This is a genomic window from Streptomyces sp. NPDC017225, from assembly GCF_044331465.1.
Taxonomy (GTDB): Bacteria; Actinomycetota; Actinomycetes; order Streptomycetales; family Streptomycetaceae; genus Streptomyces.
In genome coordinates, this window is sequence record NZ_JBIRNE010000012.1 from 191265 (window position 1) to 204838 (window position 13574).

Consider the following 13574-nt stretch of genomic DNA (forward strand, 5'->3'; position numbering starts at 1 on the left):
TCCGGCGCGAAGGTCGACATTCGGGCGGACAGCACCTGGGGAATGGCTGCTGCCACGGTTGCTACGACCGTGGACAGTGCGGCGCCTGTTCCCCTTGGTGAAGACGACAGCACTTGGGGCTGACTGATGACCACACCACCCGACGACCGCTCCTTCCGGCGCGAGATGGCCACCGCCTACCGCTCCGGCTGGCACTTCATCGACCTGGTCACCGCGATCCCCCACGCCGGTGACTCCCTGATGGTGACCGTCTTCGGCGAGCCGGTCGTCGTCACGCTGGACGAGGACGGAGACGTGCGTGCCTACCGGTGCCTGCGGCGGCCTCGGGGGGCGCCGCAGCCCGTGCGGTGTGCCATCCGGTACGGAATGATCTTTGTGAACCTGGACCAGCGGGATCACCGGCTCGCACAGCCCGAGATCCCCGAAGTGAGGACCATCTCAGCCACCCCCCGCAGTGCCTGACGCGATTCCCCCGTCGCAACAAATCGCTCAGGTGCTTCCCCCCGGCAGCGGCGTCACCGTGACCTGAACACGGTGACGCCGCTGTCGTTTGCGGTGACATTTCCGGGTATCCCCCTGCCGCCGGCCTGGCTGGAAATCCTCTCGCGTCGCGTGGGCACCCACAGAGGGGAAGCGCGGTGGTCGCGCGGAGGCAAGTCGTGCCCGCGTTTCTTCCTTGAGTGGAATAGACTCAACTTTGTGTACGTTGTCTGAGTCAGCACTGGGAGACACGGCCGACCGCCGACGGCCGACGCGAGGAGGGAAGCCAGAACGTGGACGCCGAGCTGACCAACCGGAGCCGGGACGCGATCAACGCGGCCAGCAACCGGGCCGTGACCGAGGGGAATGCCGACCTCACCCCCGCCCATCTGCTCCTGGCCCTGCTCCAGGGGCAGGACAACGAGAACATTACCGATCTGCTCGCCGCCGTGGAGGCCGACCTCGCCGCCGTGCGCTCCGGCGCCGAGCGCATCGTCGCCGGGCTGCCCAGCGTGACAGGGTCCACGGTCGCGCCGCCGCAGCCCAGTCGTGAGATGCTCGCCGTGGTCGCCGACGCCCAGGCCCGCGCCAAGGATCTCGGGGACGAGTACCTCTCCACCGAGCACCTGCTCCTCGGCATCGCCGCGAAGGGCGGCGCGGCCGGTGAGGTACTGGAGGGGCAGGGTGCCAGTGCGAAGAAGTTGCAGGAGGCCTTCCGCAAGGCCAGGGGAGGGCGTCGAGTGACCACCGCCGACCCCGAGGGTCAGTACAAGGCGCTGGAGAAGTTCGGCACCGACTTCACCGCCGCGGCCCGGGAGGGCAAGCTCGATCCCGTCATCGGACGGGACCAGGAGATCCGGCGCGTCGTGCAGGTGCTGTCCCGCCGTACCAAGAACAACCCCGTCCTCATCGGCGAGCCCGGCGTCGGCAAGACCGCCGTCGTCGAAGGGCTCGCCCAGCGCATCGTCAAGGGGGACGTGCCCGAGTCCCTCAAGAACAAGCGGCTGGTCGCGCTGGACCTCGGCGCGATGGTCGCCGGCGCCAAGTACCGGGGCGAGTTCGAGGAGCGGCTGAAGACCGTCCTCGCCGAGATCAAGGACTCCGACGGGCAGATCATCACCTTCATCGACGAGCTGCACACCGTCGTGGGGGCCGGGGCCGGCGGCGACTCCGCCATGGACGCCGGGAACATGCTCAAGCCCATGCTCGCCCGCGGTGAGCTGCGCATGGTCGGCGCGACCACGCTCGACGAGTACCGGGAGCGGATCGAGAAGGACCCGGCGCTGGAGCGGCGCTTCCAGCAGGTGCTGGTCGCCGAGCCGACCGTCGAGGACTCGATCGCCATCCTGCGCGGGCTCAAGGGGCGCTACGAGGCCCACCACAAGGTGCAGATCGCGGACAGCGCGTTGGTGGCCGCCGCCACCCTGTCCGACCGGTACATCACCTCCCGCTTCCTGCCCGACAAGGCCATCGACCTCGTCGACGAGGCAGCCTCGCGGCTGCGCATGGAGATCGACTCGTCCCCCGTCGAGATCGACGAACTCCAGCGCGCCGTCGACCGGCTCAAGATGGAGGAGCTGGCGATCGGCAAGGAGACCGACGCCGCGTCGCTCGAACGCCTGGAGCGACTGCGCCGCGACCTCGCCGACAAGGAGGAGGAGCTGCGCGGCCTCACCGCCCGCTGGGAGAAGGAGAAGCAGTCCCTCAACCGTGTCGGTGAGCTGAAGGAGAAGCTCGACGAACTGCGCGGGCAGGCCGAACGCGCCCAGCGCGACGGCGACTTCGACACCGCCTCCAAGCTCCTGTACGGCGAGATCCCGACCCTGGAGCGCGACCTGGAGGCCGCCTCGGAGGCCGAGGAAGAGGTCGCGAAGGACACCATGGTCAAGGAGGAGGTCGGCGCCGACGACATCGCGGACGTCGTCGCCTCCTGGACGGGCATTCCCGCCGGGCGGCTGCTGGAGGGCGAGACGCAGAAGCTGCTGCGGATGGAGGACGAGCTGGGCAAGCGGCTCATCGGGCAGAAGGAGGCCGTGGGGGCGGTCTCCGACGCCGTGCGCCGCAGCCGTGCCGGGATCGCCGATCCGGACCGGCCCACCGGGTCCTTCCTCTTCCTCGGCCCCACCGGCGTCGGCAAGACCGAGCTGGCCAAGGCGCTCGCCGACTTCCTCTTCGACGACGAGCGGGCCATGGTCCGCATCGACATGTCGGAGTACAGCGAGAAGCACAGCGTCGCCCGGCTGGTCGGTGCCCCGCCCGGATACGTCGGGTACGAGGAGGGCGGCCAGCTGACCGAGGCCGTGCGGCGGCGCCCGTACACCGTCGTGCTGCTCGACGAGGTCGAGAAGGCGCACCCCGAGGTCTTCGACATCCTGCTCCAGGTGCTGGACGACGGGCGCCTCACCGACGGCCAGGGCCGCACCGTCGATTTCCGCAACACCATCCTGGTCCTCACCTCCAACCTCGGCAGTCAGTACCTGGTCGACCCGACGACCGGCGAGGCGGAGAAGAAGCAGCGGGTCCTGGAGGTGGTCCGGGCGTCCTTCAAGCCGGAGTTCCTCAACCGGCTGGACGACCTGGTCGTCTTCTCGGCACTGTCCAAGGAGGAGCTGAGCCGGATCGCGCGGCTCCAGATCGGCGCCCTGGCCCGGCGCCTCGCCGAGCGCCGGCTCGCGCTGGAGGTCACCGACGAGGCGCTGGCCTGGCTGGCGGAGGAGGGCAACGACCCGGCGTACGGCGCCCGGCCGCTGCGCCGCCTCGTGCAGACCGCGATCGGCGACCGGCTCGCCCGGGAGATCCTCTCCGGCGAGATCAAGGACGGCGACACGGTCCGCGTGGACCGCGTCGGCGACGACCTGATCGTGGGACCGGCGAGCGGCAAGACGCTCTAGCCCCGACGCGACGCACGGCCCGCCGCCCTCCCGGAGGGTGGCGGGCCGTCGTGCGTCACGTCGTGAACGCCGCGAACCGCACCAGCGCCGTCCGGGCGTCGTCCTCGTACACGACCCGCACCTCCACGGCATGGGCCCGCACACCGTCCGGCAGGCCCCGCGCGTAACCCAGATCCAGACACAGATCGACGTCGTCCCCCGCGCAGGACTCCGTCTCCGGCGCCGGGGCGTCCGGGTAGGTGTGCGCCAGCCAGGCCTGGACACCCGTGCGACCCGTGCGCGGCATGCGGAAGGACGCGCCGTAGTGAGTGTCCTGGAAGCCCTGAAGCGTGCACTTCCCGACGGGCCGGGCACCGTCCGGCAGGGCGGCGCCGCCGAACGCGAGCGCCTCGGAGCAGGGGACGTGGTCGGACGCCCGCCCGTCGCCCCGGCCGTCCTCCTCGGACAGGAGGACGCCCACGACAACGAGGAGCAAGGGGAGCAGGACGAGCACCGGCAGTGTCACGAGCGCCGCGAAAAGCCACCACCTGGTCCGTCCCCGCGGCACCACTTCGCCGCCTTCGGGCCCCACCGCCGCGTCCCGGGTCCGCCTCACGTACCCGCCTCCGTCCGCCGTACGTCCACCCGACCGGCCGGATCATGTCAGCCCAGGGCTGACAGGGCCACGGCGGGCTTGCCACGCCCCTCCCCGCATGGGAGAGGATGGCCAGATCCGTACGAAGGGAAATTCACGGTGACCATCGACCCGTCCTCGATTCCGAACTTCGGGGGCAAGCAGCCCGAGCCGCAGTCCCAAGGACCTGCGGGCCCCGTCGTCCCGGATCAGGATCTTGTGAAGCAGCTCCTCGAACAGATGGAGCTGAAGTACGTCGTCGACGACGAGGGTGACCTCGCGGCGCCGTGGGAGCAGTTCCGTACGTACTTCATGTTCCGCGGCGAGGGGGACCAGCAGGTCTTCTCGGTGCGGACGTTCTACGACCGGCCCCACCAGATCGACGAGAAGCCGCAGCTGCTGGAGTCGATCGACGACTGGAACCGGCGCACCCTGTGGCCCAAGGTGTACTCCCACACCCACGACGACGGCACGGTCCGCCTGATCGGCGAGGCCCAGATGCTGATCGGCATGGGCGTCAGCCTGGAGCACTTCGTCTCCTCGACGGTCAGCTGGGTCCGGGCCGCCATCGAGTTCGACCGGTGGCTCGTGGAGCAGCTCGGCCTGGAGCAGGAGGTCGACGAGTCGGACAAGCCGACGGACGAGGACGGCGAATAGTCCGCGCTGCGTGAGGAGAGCCCGGCCGGGCGCCGACCCACCGAGGTCGTGTGCCGGGGCCGGGCTCTCGCCGTTCCGGCTCCCGGCCCAAGCCCTCTCGGCTCATCCGGACAGTGTCTTCAGCCGGCGTACGGCCTCCTCGAGTACGGAGGTCCGCTTGCAGAAAGCGAACCGGACGAAGGGGGCGCCCGCCTCCCGGTGGTCGTAGAAGACCGCGTTGGGGACGGCGACGACACCGGCGCGTTCCGGCAGGGTGCGGCAGAAGGCGAAGCCGTCGCTCTCGCCGAGCGGGCGGATGTCGGTGGTGACGAAGTACGTTCCGGCGGGGCGGTAGACGCCGAAGCCCGCCTCTTCCAGGCCCGTCGCCAGCAGGTCCCGCTTGGCCCGCATGTCCTCGCGGTAGGCGGTGAAGTACGAGTCGGGCAGCGCGAGGGCCTCGGCGACCGCGTACTGGAAGGGCCCGGAGGCCACGTACGTCAGGTACTGCTTGGCCGAGCGGACAGCCGTGACCAGTGCGGGCGCGGCGGTGATCCAGCCGACCTTCCAGCCCGTGAAGGAGTACGTCTTGCCCGCTGACCCGATGGTCACCGTGCGTTCGCGCATCCCCGGGAAGGACGCGAGCGGGATGTGCTCGGCCGTGTCGAAGACCAGGTGCTCGTAGACCTCGTCGGTCACCACCAGCAGGTCCCGCTCGACGGCCAGCTGGGCGATCGCGGCCAGTTCGTCGCGGGTCAGGACCGTGCCCGTCGGGTTGTGCGGGGTGTTCAGCAGCAGCAGCCGGGTGCGGCCGGTGATCGCGTCGCGCAGCTCGTCGAGGTCCAGCCGGAAGGCCGCCCGCCCGTCCGTGGTCCCCGGGCGCAGGGTCACCGGTACGCGCGTGCCGCCCGCCATCGCGACGCAGGCCGCGTACGAGTCGTAGTACGGCTCCAGCGCGACGACCTCGTCGCCGGGCTCCAGCAGGGCGAGCAGGGAGGCGGCGATGGCCTCCGTGGCTCCGGCGGTGACCAGGACCTCGGTGTCCGGGTCGTAGGACAGGCCGTACCGGCGGTGCTGGTGGGCGGCGACGGCGGCGCGCAGCTCGGGGACGCCGGGGCCCGGCGGGTACTGGTTGCCGCGTCCGTCGCGCAGTGCCCGTACGGCGGCCTCCCGGATCTCCTCGGGCCCGTCGGTGTCGGGGAAGCCCTGACCCAGGTTGATCGCCCCGGTCTGCACGGCCAGGGCGGACATCTCGGCGAAGACCGTCGTCCCGAACTCGGCGAGCCGGCGGTTGAGGAAGGGGCGGGCGCTGGAGCTCATGGGGGTCATGCCGGTCATCCTGCGCCGAAGCTCTGGAGTTCCTCAACTCTGCTTTGGGGCGTGGCGGCGAGGGGCATCTCCCGTTCACGCGATGGGCTTCACCGGGCTTCAGTCAGCGACAAGAGGAGAAGCGCGGAGCGCGGAGACAGCGCGCGGAGACAGCGCGCGGAGACAGAGCGCGGAGACAGAGCACGGAGTGCGAGGCGCCCAACGGGGGGTTGCTTCGGGGGATCCGGGTGTGAGCCCGGGAAGCGGAAGGAGGGGTGGGTCATGATCGTCGGCATCATCCTGGTCGTGGTCGCCGTACTGGTGATCGGAGGGCTGCTGTCCGGAGCGCGGCGTTCCGGCGCGGGGGGCGGTTCGTCCACGGGCCGGTCACGTGGTCGGCACTCGCGGACGTCGAGCGGCGGCGACGGCGGCAGCACCAACAGCTGGTGGGCCGGCAGGGGAGACGGCAGCCCCTCCTCCAGCGGGAACGATTCAGGCCACTCCTGCGGAGGCGGCTCGTCCTGCGGGGGTGGGGGCGGATGCGGTGGAGGCGGCTGACACGGGGCAGCTGAGCTTCCGCAGAGGGAACCGCATCCCCGGCGCGGGGCCCGCGCCCGGGGCCGGGCCCCGCGCCCCCTCACAAGTGCCCACCGGGAACACATCCGGTGGGCACTCCCACACACCGGCGCGCGCTGTACGAGCGGGGTGTGCGCTCTGGTTGAACAGTTGAGCTGTGGAGCCCCCTGAGGGATGGAAACGCCACGAAGTTGGGTAAAAAAGCTGTGGCGGCGCCATCGTTCATGATTCCCTCTCCATCACCAACGCAGCTCCTCGGACGACCTGTTGACCCCCCTCCTGACCGGCCGACTGGGCTGAGCGGGCCGCATCCCCGGCAGTGGCCGGGATGCGCAGGCCCCACACCTTCCTCTCCTTGTGTGCTTGCGGAGCCGATCCATGCTCACGACCCTGAAAACCGCCTACACCGACACGCGCGCGGCCGACCTGGCCTGGGCCCTGGGGCGCGAGCCGCTGCCCGCGCTCGCCAGTCTCGACCTCGAACTGACTGGCGCGAAAATTCAGTTGAGACTCCTGGGGGCCTCGCACCAAGTCCTGCTCGAGGAGGAGCGGGGCAGCTGTTCGGAGACAGTGGCGTGCATCCCCGGCAGCAGTACCCCCCTTCCGCTGGGCGTCGCCAAGCGGGTGGGTGACTGGGAGTACGAGTTCGCCGCCCGCGTCGAGGTGCTGACGCCGGGCTCCTTCGCCGGGCGCGCCCAGGAGCTGCTGGCTCTGGTCGCCGACCACCCGCAGGGGCTGGCCGGCGTCTTCCCCGGCAGTCCGCACGCCTTCACCGCGCTGCTGGCCCAGCGGTGCGAGGGGCAGGTGCAGTGGCGGACCTGGCACGCCTATCCGCAGGACGGCCACCTGGTGGCGACCCGTACCCGGGTGGGTGTCCGGGTGCCGACGTCGCGGCTCAGCCCCTCCGGGGTGTGAGCGGTCGCGTCGCGGGCCCGGGCGGGATAAACCCGCGGTGTCCAAGGGAACGCCAGTTTCACACGTGTGGGTGACGAAGCGCAGTGACGGAGTGACGTAACGTCACCCCGTGATCGAACCGCACGCGCCCGTCCTGCCCGGCTCACCGCCGTCCTGGGGCGGCTCCGGCGGCTCCGGCGGCCCCGGCGACTCCTCGGGGAGTCCCGGTGGCTCCTCGGGTGTCTCCGGTGGCTCCCCGGACCCCTCCGGTGGCTCCTCGGGTGTCTCCGGTGGTCCTCCCGAGGGGTCGGGGGGACCGGCGCGGCTTCCCGTCCGGCCGGCCATGGGGCGGTTCCTGGTCCTGGCGGGGGTGTTCGTCTGTGCGGCCTGCGGGCTCGTGTACGAACTCGAACTCGTCGCCCTCGCCTCGTACCTCATCGGCGACTCGGTCACCCAGGCGTCCGTCGTCCTGTCCGTCATGGTCTTCGCCATGGGTCTCGGCTCGCTCGCCGCCAAACGGCTGCGCCGGTTCGCGGCGGCCGGCTTCGGCGCGGTCGAGGCCGTCCTCGCCCTCGTCGGTGGCTCCAGCGCGATGGTGCTGTACGCCGTCTTCGCCTGGACCGGCGGCTGGGGCGGACTGTGGGCCGACGGCCCGCGCTTCCTCCTGGTCGCCTTCTCACTCGCCATCGGCGTGCTGATCGGCGCCGAGGTGCCGCTGCTGATGGAGCTGATCCAGCGCGTCCGCCGCCAGGACGCGGGCGGCGCCGTCGCCGACCTGTTCGCCGCGGACTACGTCGGCGCGCTCGTCGGTGGCCTCGCCTTCCCCTTCGTACTGCTGCCCTTCCTCGGCCAGCTGACCGGCGCGCTGCTCACCGGCACCGTCAACGCGGTCGTCGGCGCCGCCCTGGTCCTCGGCCTGTTCCGGCGGGACATGACCCGCCGGGCCCGCTGGCTGCTGCTGACCGCCAACGTCGTCGTGCTCGCGCTCCTCGCCACGGCCACCGTCCTCGCCGACGACTTCGAGCGCGCCGCCCGGCAGGCGGTGTACGGCCACGACGTCCGCGTGGCCGTCCAGACCGACGTACAGGAGGTGGTCCTGACCGGCGACACCGACGGGCGGCCCCTCGACCTGTTCCTGGACGGCCGGCTGCGGGTCAGCGGCAGCGAGGAGCGGCGCTACCACGAGGCCCTGGTGCGTCCCGCGATGAGCGGCCCGCACGCGCGCGTGCTGATTCTCGGCGGCGGCGACGGCCTCGCCGCGCGTGAGGTGCTGCGCCACCCGGACGTGCGCCGCGTCGACATCGTCGAACTCGACCCTGGGCTCGCCCGGCTGGCCCGGCACGACCCCGGCCTGTCCGCGCTGAACGAGCACGCCTACGGCGATCCGCGCATCCACGTCACCACGACGGACGCCTTCCGCCGGCTGCGCTCGACGCCCACCGCGAGGTACGACGTGGTGATCTCGGACCTGCCCGACCCGGGCATCACGGCCAGCACGAAGCTGTACTCGCAGGAGTTCTACGGCCTGCTCCGGCGGGTGCTCGCCCCCGGTGGGCGGCTGGTCGTGCACGCCGGCCCGGTGGCCGCACGCACCCAGGCCTTCTGGACGGTGGACGCGACGCTCCGCGCGGCCGGTCTGCGGACCGCCCCCTACCGCGTCGATGCCCGGGACACCGGCTTCGCACCGGGCCCCGACCGCACGGCCGCCACCTCGCACGCCCCCCGCGACTGGGGCTTCCTCCTGGCCGCCCGCAGGGCCCCCGCGCTGCGCCTCGACCCGACGGCCCCCCGCCCGCGGACCCTCACGTCCTCGACTCTGTCCCAGGACGCCCGTTCCGCGTCCCGCACCCGGATCACCGGCCTGCCGCCGTCGACGCTGGTGCATCCGCGGTACTGAGCGCGCCGGGGAGGGAGGGAAGGGGAGCGGTAGGAGGACGAGGGCCCCCGCGCCCCGCACCCACGTCCACATCCACGTCCACGTACATGTACACGTCCGCGTGGCCGTCCGTCCTCTCCTCTTGGGCACCTCGCTCGGACATGCCCCCTGGAACGGCCCACTCGCGCCCCCCGGCACGAGCTGCCCTCCCATTCCCCCCGTACGTGCCGCCTGTGAGCCCTGGTGCCGAGCCCCGGTCCCGATCCCCGTGCGGCGGCCCGGCCCTCCCCCGGGTACGGGACGGGCCGCCACACCCCCCTGCGGATCGTTCGCACCGAGAACCTATGGCCGCCCCGCCCGCCCCGGAATCCCGCAGTGGGTGGATACGGGACCCAGCCCAGCGCGGTAGGCGCCCGGTTCCTGCGACTTCCGCGGTACGGCGGAAGGATGACGCCGCCGCCGGGCGGGCGGACTTACGCTGCCGCAATGCGCCCGCACCTCCTGGCGGCCGACGGCCTGATCGCCGCGGCGCTGACGACCGTGGCCGTCCTGCTCGGTACCGAGGCCGTCGCCCAGGGGTGGCCCGCGCTCGATCCGCTCGCCTGGACGCTCGTCGCCCTGCTGAACCTCCCGCTCGCCCTGCGCACCCGGGCCCCCGTCACGGTCTGCCTCGCCGTCCACACCTGCTGGGCGGTCTACGTCACCCTCGGCCACTGGCCCGTGGTCGGTTCCTTCGGCCCCATGCTCGCCGTCTACACCGTCGCCTCCCTGCGCCCCACCCGTACCGCCGCCGCGTGCGCCGCCCTGCTCGCCGGTGTCTGGATCTACGCCGGGGTGGTCAGTGACGCCGAGGCGATGGCGTCGGTCGTGGGGCAGGCCGTGGGCTTCCCCCTGGTGCTGTGGCGCTTCGGGTACGTCGCCCGCCGGACCGGCGAACTCACCCGGCAGCTCCGCGCCGAACAGGCCGACCGGGCCCGCCGCGAGGTCGCCGGGGAACGCGTCCGGATCGCCCGTGAGCTGCACGACGTGGTCGCCCACCACATCGCCGTCATCAACGTCCAGGCCGGACTGGCCCGCTTCGTCTTCCACTCCGACGCCCCCACCGCGCGCGGCGCCCTGGACACCATCGAGGGCGCCAGCGGCGAGGCCCTGGCCGAACTGCGGCGCATGCTGGGCCTGTTGCGCGCCGACGGTGTCCAGGACGCGGTCGGCGCCCCCGCTCCCGGCCTCGACCAGCTGGACGAGATGGTCACCCGGGTGCGTTCCGGCGGCGTGGGCGTGGAACTACGGGTCACCGGCGCACCGCGGCCCCTGCCGCCCGGTGTCCAGCTGTGCGTCTACCGGGTGGTGCAGGAGGCCCTCACCAACGTGCTCAAGCACGCGCCGGGGGCGTCCGCCACCGTCGAGCTCGCCTACCGCGCGGGCGGGGTGGCGGTGTCGGTGAGCGACGACGGATCGGGAGGAAGCGCCGGGGAGGCGGTCCGGGAGGGGGCGGATTCGGCCACAATCCCCGAGCGCGGTGGCCATGGCTTGATCGGAATGCGGGAGCGGGCCAAGCTCTACGGCGGGACGATCGCCGTCGGCCCGCGCAGCGAGGGGGGTTTCGGCGTGCGCCTGACCCTGCCGACGCCGGTACAGACCGCACGCCGGGGAGACGCCGTCAGGGAATGACCGACGCAGACCGCCCGACGGACCGGCCGGGGGAGCGCCCGCTGGACGGGCCGCACGACGACCCGATAAGGCTGCTCGTCGTCGACGACCAGTTCCTTGTCCGCAGCGGACTGGCCACGCTGCTGCGCGCGGCCCCGGGCATGGAGGTCGTCGGTGAGGCGGCCGACGGCGCCGAAGCGGTGGCGCTGGCCGCGAGGACCGGGCCGGACGTCGTCCTGATGGACATCCGTATGCCCGGCATGACGGGTATCGAGGCCACCGAGCGGATCCTCGCCGACGCGGTGGACCCGGCGCCCCGCGTCCTGATCCTGACCACCTTCGACCTGGACGAGTACGTGTACGGCGCCCTGCGTGCCGGGGCCTCCGGCTTCCTGCTCAAGGACGCCGGCCCCGAACGGCTGCTGGCCGCGGTCGCCGCGGTGCACGGGGGTGACGCGCTGTTCGCTCCCGCGGTCACCCGGCGCCTGGTCGAGGCGTTCACGCAGATGTCGGACACGAGACGGCCGGAGCCGTCGGACGCCGGCCCGCCACCCGGGCTGACGACGCTGACCACCCGGGAGGCCGAGGTCCTGAAGCTGGTGGCCCGCGGCCTGAGCAACGCCGATGCCGCCGACCGCCTGTTCATCAGCGAGGCCACGGTGAAGACCCACCTCAACCGCACGATGACCAAGCTGGGCCTGACCAGCAGGGCGCAGGCGGTGGTGGTGGCGTACGAGTCGGGACTGGTGACGCCGGGCGGTACGGGAGGGGCTGGAGGTACCTGAGAGGCAGGAGCTACGGGAGGCAGGGGAGGTCGCGGGTGACTTTGTGCGGCCGGGGGGTGTACCGGGCGCCCGCTGGGTAGGCTGCGCTGACATGGAGCATGAGGTGTTCGTTCCGGTTCCGGCCGAGCGGCTCAGGGACGTGCTGGCCGACCCCGTCCGGGTCGCCCGGGCGGTCCCGGGGCTCCAGCAGGACGCCGGGGCCGAGCCCGTCGCGGGACGGCTGAAGGTCCGTATCGGCAGTCACTCCATCACCTACCGGGGTGCCCTGCGCCTGTCCGCGCGGGAGGACGGGGCGTACGCCGTCGAAGGCGACGCCACCGAGTCGCGCGGTACCGGCGCGGTCACGCTCGCCCTCACCCTGCGGGTGCGGGACGCCGACGGCGGCTGCACCCTCGCGTTCACCGGGACGGCCACCGGGGACGGGCGCGTCACGGAGCTGCCGGAGGAGTCGGTGACGTCGGCCATGGCCCGGCTGCTGACCCGGTTCGCCGAGAACCTGGGCACGGCGGTGGCCGAGCCGACGGAACGGCCCGCCGCGGACGCGGAACCGCAGCACACCTCGGTCTTCGACACCGAGGTCCCTCCGCCCTCCCTCACGGACACGGACACGGACACGAGTGAGGACGCCGGGGAGGTCGGGGACGAGCCGGGTGTCCCGGCAGCCCCGGACGCCCCAGGAGGTACAGGAGCCTCAAGCGCCCCCGAAGCCCCCGAAGCCCCCGAGCCCCCCGCCGAGGCCGCGCACGCGCGCCGCACGATGATCGGCCGCAGCGCCGAGGAGGTGGACCACGCTCCGCCGCGTGGCCGGTACGCCCCTGTGCCCGCGCCCCAGGCGAGCTCGGTCGGAGCCCCGCTGCGCTGGGCCGCCCCCGCGGCGGCGCTGATCGTGGCGTCGGCGATCGTGTTGGGCCGCGCGCTGCGCAGACGCCACTGAGCAGCCGTCGAAGCCGTAGGTCAGCCGTCGCGCGAGCCGTCAGGCAGTCGCCGGTCACCCGTCGGACGAACCGCCTCCGGACCCGGCCGGGTGGGGCGCCCTTGATCACCCCAGTAGGGTCATGGCGTGAGTAACGAACCCATCACGCTGACCGCGGGTGACGCGGAGGCGACCGTGCTGCCGGGCAACGGCGGCCGGATCGGCGGGCTGCGCGTCGGCGGCACGGAACTGCTCCGTCAGGGCGAGCGGTACGGCTGCTTCCCGATGGTCCCCTGGTGCGGCCGGATCCGCGAGGGACGCTTCCGGGACGGCGCCGTCGTCCACCAGATGCCGCTCAACTCCCCGCCGCACGCCATCCACGGCACCGCCCGCGACGCCGCCTGGCACACCGCCCGCGTCACCGGGGACGAGGCCGTCATCACGTACGACCTCACCGACCCCTGGCCCTACTCCGGCCGTGTCACCCAGGTGATCGCGTTGGCCGAGGACGCGCTGACGCTGACGATGTCCGTGGAGACGTACGACTCGTCCTTCGCGGCGCAGATCGGCTGGCACCCGTGGTTCAACCGAACCCTGGGCGGCGAGGACGGCGCGAGTGTGGCGATCGCCTTCGACCCCGCCTGGCAGGAGGAGCGCGGCGACGACCATCTGCCCACCGGCGACCGCGTCGACCCGGGGCCGGGCCCCTGGGACGACTGCTTCGGCATGCCGGACGGTGTCGACGTCACCCTCACCTGGCCCCAGCGGCTGGAACTGAGGGTGACCAGCCCGGAGCAGTGGGCCGTCGTCTACGACGAGCAGGAGGCCGCCGTCTGTGTGGAGCCGCAGACCGGCCCGCCCAACGGCCTGAACACCCTCCCGCGCCTGGTCACGCCCCTGGAGCCGCTGGAGGCCACGACGACCTGGAGCTGGCGGCGCCTTTAAGCTGACGTAC

At 72.4% G+C, this 13574-nt stretch carries 12 protein-coding genes; 10 read left to right on the plus strand and 2 right to left on the minus strand.

The window, feature by feature from the left end:
• Positions 1–126: 126 nt before the first annotated feature.
• Both ACH4NX_RS25445 and clpB read left to right on the plus strand, forming a co-directional pair.
• Positions 127–462, plus strand: coding sequence for a hypothetical protein (locus ACH4NX_RS25445; RefSeq protein WP_351387190.1), 336 nt, complete (start codon positions 127–129; stop codon positions 460–462).
• A 311-nt stretch (positions 463–773) separates the two neighbouring features.
• The gene (gene clpB, locus ACH4NX_RS25450) at positions 774–3371 is read left to right on the plus strand and encodes an ATP-dependent chaperone ClpB (protein ID WP_351387188.1); all 2598 of its coding nucleotides are present in this window, start codon (positions 774–776) and stop codon (positions 3369–3371) included.
• 55 nt (positions 3372–3426) lie between these two features.
• Here clpB and ACH4NX_RS25455 read toward each other — a convergent pair whose 3' ends face one another.
• Positions 3427–3966, minus strand: coding sequence for a hypothetical protein (locus tag ACH4NX_RS25455; RefSeq protein ID WP_398128707.1), 540 nt, complete (start codon positions 3964–3966; stop codon positions 3427–3429).
• 138 nt (positions 3967–4104) lie between these two features.
• Between ACH4NX_RS25455 and ACH4NX_RS25460 the strand changes: the two genes are divergently transcribed.
• Positions 4105–4641, plus strand: coding sequence for a YbjN domain-containing protein (locus ACH4NX_RS25460; protein ID WP_351387182.1), 537 nt, complete (start codon positions 4105–4107; stop codon positions 4639–4641).
• 102 nt (positions 4642–4743) lie between these two features.
• On the opposite strand, the gene ACH4NX_RS25465 is transcribed toward ACH4NX_RS25460, so the two are convergent.
• Entirely contained in the window at positions 4744–5946 is a 1203-nt protein-coding gene (locus ACH4NX_RS25465; protein WP_398128706.1) for a pyridoxal phosphate-dependent aminotransferase, read from the minus strand.
• 261 nt (positions 5947–6207) lie between these two features.
• Between ACH4NX_RS25465 and ACH4NX_RS25470 the strand changes: the two genes are divergently transcribed.
• The 7 genes from ACH4NX_RS25470 (at position 6208) to ACH4NX_RS25500 (ending at position 13564) form a co-directional block, all read left to right on the plus strand.
• On the plus strand, positions 6208–6483 hold the full coding sequence (locus tag ACH4NX_RS25470; protein ID WP_398128705.1) for a hypothetical protein: 276 nt from the start codon (positions 6208–6210) through the stop codon (positions 6481–6483).
• 396 nt (positions 6484–6879) lie between these two features.
• Entirely contained in the window at positions 6880–7416 is a 537-nt protein-coding gene (locus ACH4NX_RS25475; RefSeq protein WP_398128704.1) for a DUF2617 family protein, read from the plus strand.
• 322 nt (positions 7417–7738) lie between these two features.
• The gene (locus tag ACH4NX_RS25480) at positions 7739–9292 is read left to right on the plus strand and encodes a polyamine aminopropyltransferase (RefSeq protein WP_351387736.1); all 1554 of its coding nucleotides are present in this window, start codon (positions 7739–7741) and stop codon (positions 9290–9292) included.
• 465 nt (positions 9293–9757) lie between these two features.
• On the plus strand, positions 9758–10942 hold the full coding sequence (locus ACH4NX_RS25485; RefSeq protein WP_398128703.1) for a sensor histidine kinase: 1185 nt from the start codon (positions 9758–9760) through the stop codon (positions 10940–10942).
• Positions 10939–11706, plus strand: coding sequence for a response regulator transcription factor (locus ACH4NX_RS25490; protein ID WP_351387170.1), 768 nt, complete (start codon positions 10939–10941; stop codon positions 11704–11706). The genes ACH4NX_RS25485 and ACH4NX_RS25490 overlap by 4 nt, the downstream gene beginning before the upstream one ends.
• A 91-nt stretch (positions 11707–11797) precedes the next feature.
• The gene (locus ACH4NX_RS25495) at positions 11798–12640 is read left to right on the plus strand and encodes an SRPBCC family protein (RefSeq protein ID WP_398128702.1); all 843 of its coding nucleotides are present in this window, start codon (positions 11798–11800) and stop codon (positions 12638–12640) included.
• Between the two features lie 126 nt (positions 12641–12766).
• Positions 12767–13564, plus strand: coding sequence for an aldose 1-epimerase (locus tag ACH4NX_RS25500; RefSeq protein ID WP_351387165.1), 798 nt, complete (start codon positions 12767–12769; stop codon positions 13562–13564).
• Positions 13565–13574: the final 10 nt, after the last annotated feature.

Bases quoted from the DNA above. Each gene is read 5' to 3' on its own strand.
- ACH4NX_RS25445 (WP_351387190.1), top strand. From the start codon at position 127: ATGACCACACCACCCGACGACCGCTCCTTCCGGCGCGAGATGGCCACC.
- ACH4NX_RS25470 (WP_398128705.1), top strand. From the start codon at position 6,208: ATGATCGTCGGCATCATCCTGGTCGTGGTCGCCGTACTGGTGATCGGA.
- ACH4NX_RS25495 (WP_398128702.1), top strand. From the start codon at position 11,798: ATGGAGCATGAGGTGTTCGTTCCGGTTCCGGCCGAGCGGCTCAGGGAC.
- ACH4NX_RS25485 (WP_398128703.1), top strand. From the start codon at position 9,758: ATGCGCCCGCACCTCCTGGCGGCCGACGGCCTGATCGCCGCGGCGCTG.
- ACH4NX_RS25465 (WP_398128706.1), bottom strand. From the start codon at position 5,946: ATGACCCCCATGAGCTCCAGCGCCCGCCCCTTCCTCAACCGCCGGCTC.
- ACH4NX_RS25490 (WP_351387170.1), top strand. From the start codon at position 10,939: ATGACCGACGCAGACCGCCCGACGGACCGGCCGGGGGAGCGCCCGCTG.
- ACH4NX_RS25480 (WP_351387736.1), top strand. From the start codon at position 7,739: ATGGGGCGGTTCCTGGTCCTGGCGGGGGTGTTCGTCTGTGCGGCCTGC.
- ACH4NX_RS25475 (WP_398128704.1), top strand. From the start codon at position 6,880: ATGCTCACGACCCTGAAAACCGCCTACACCGACACGCGCGCGGCCGAC.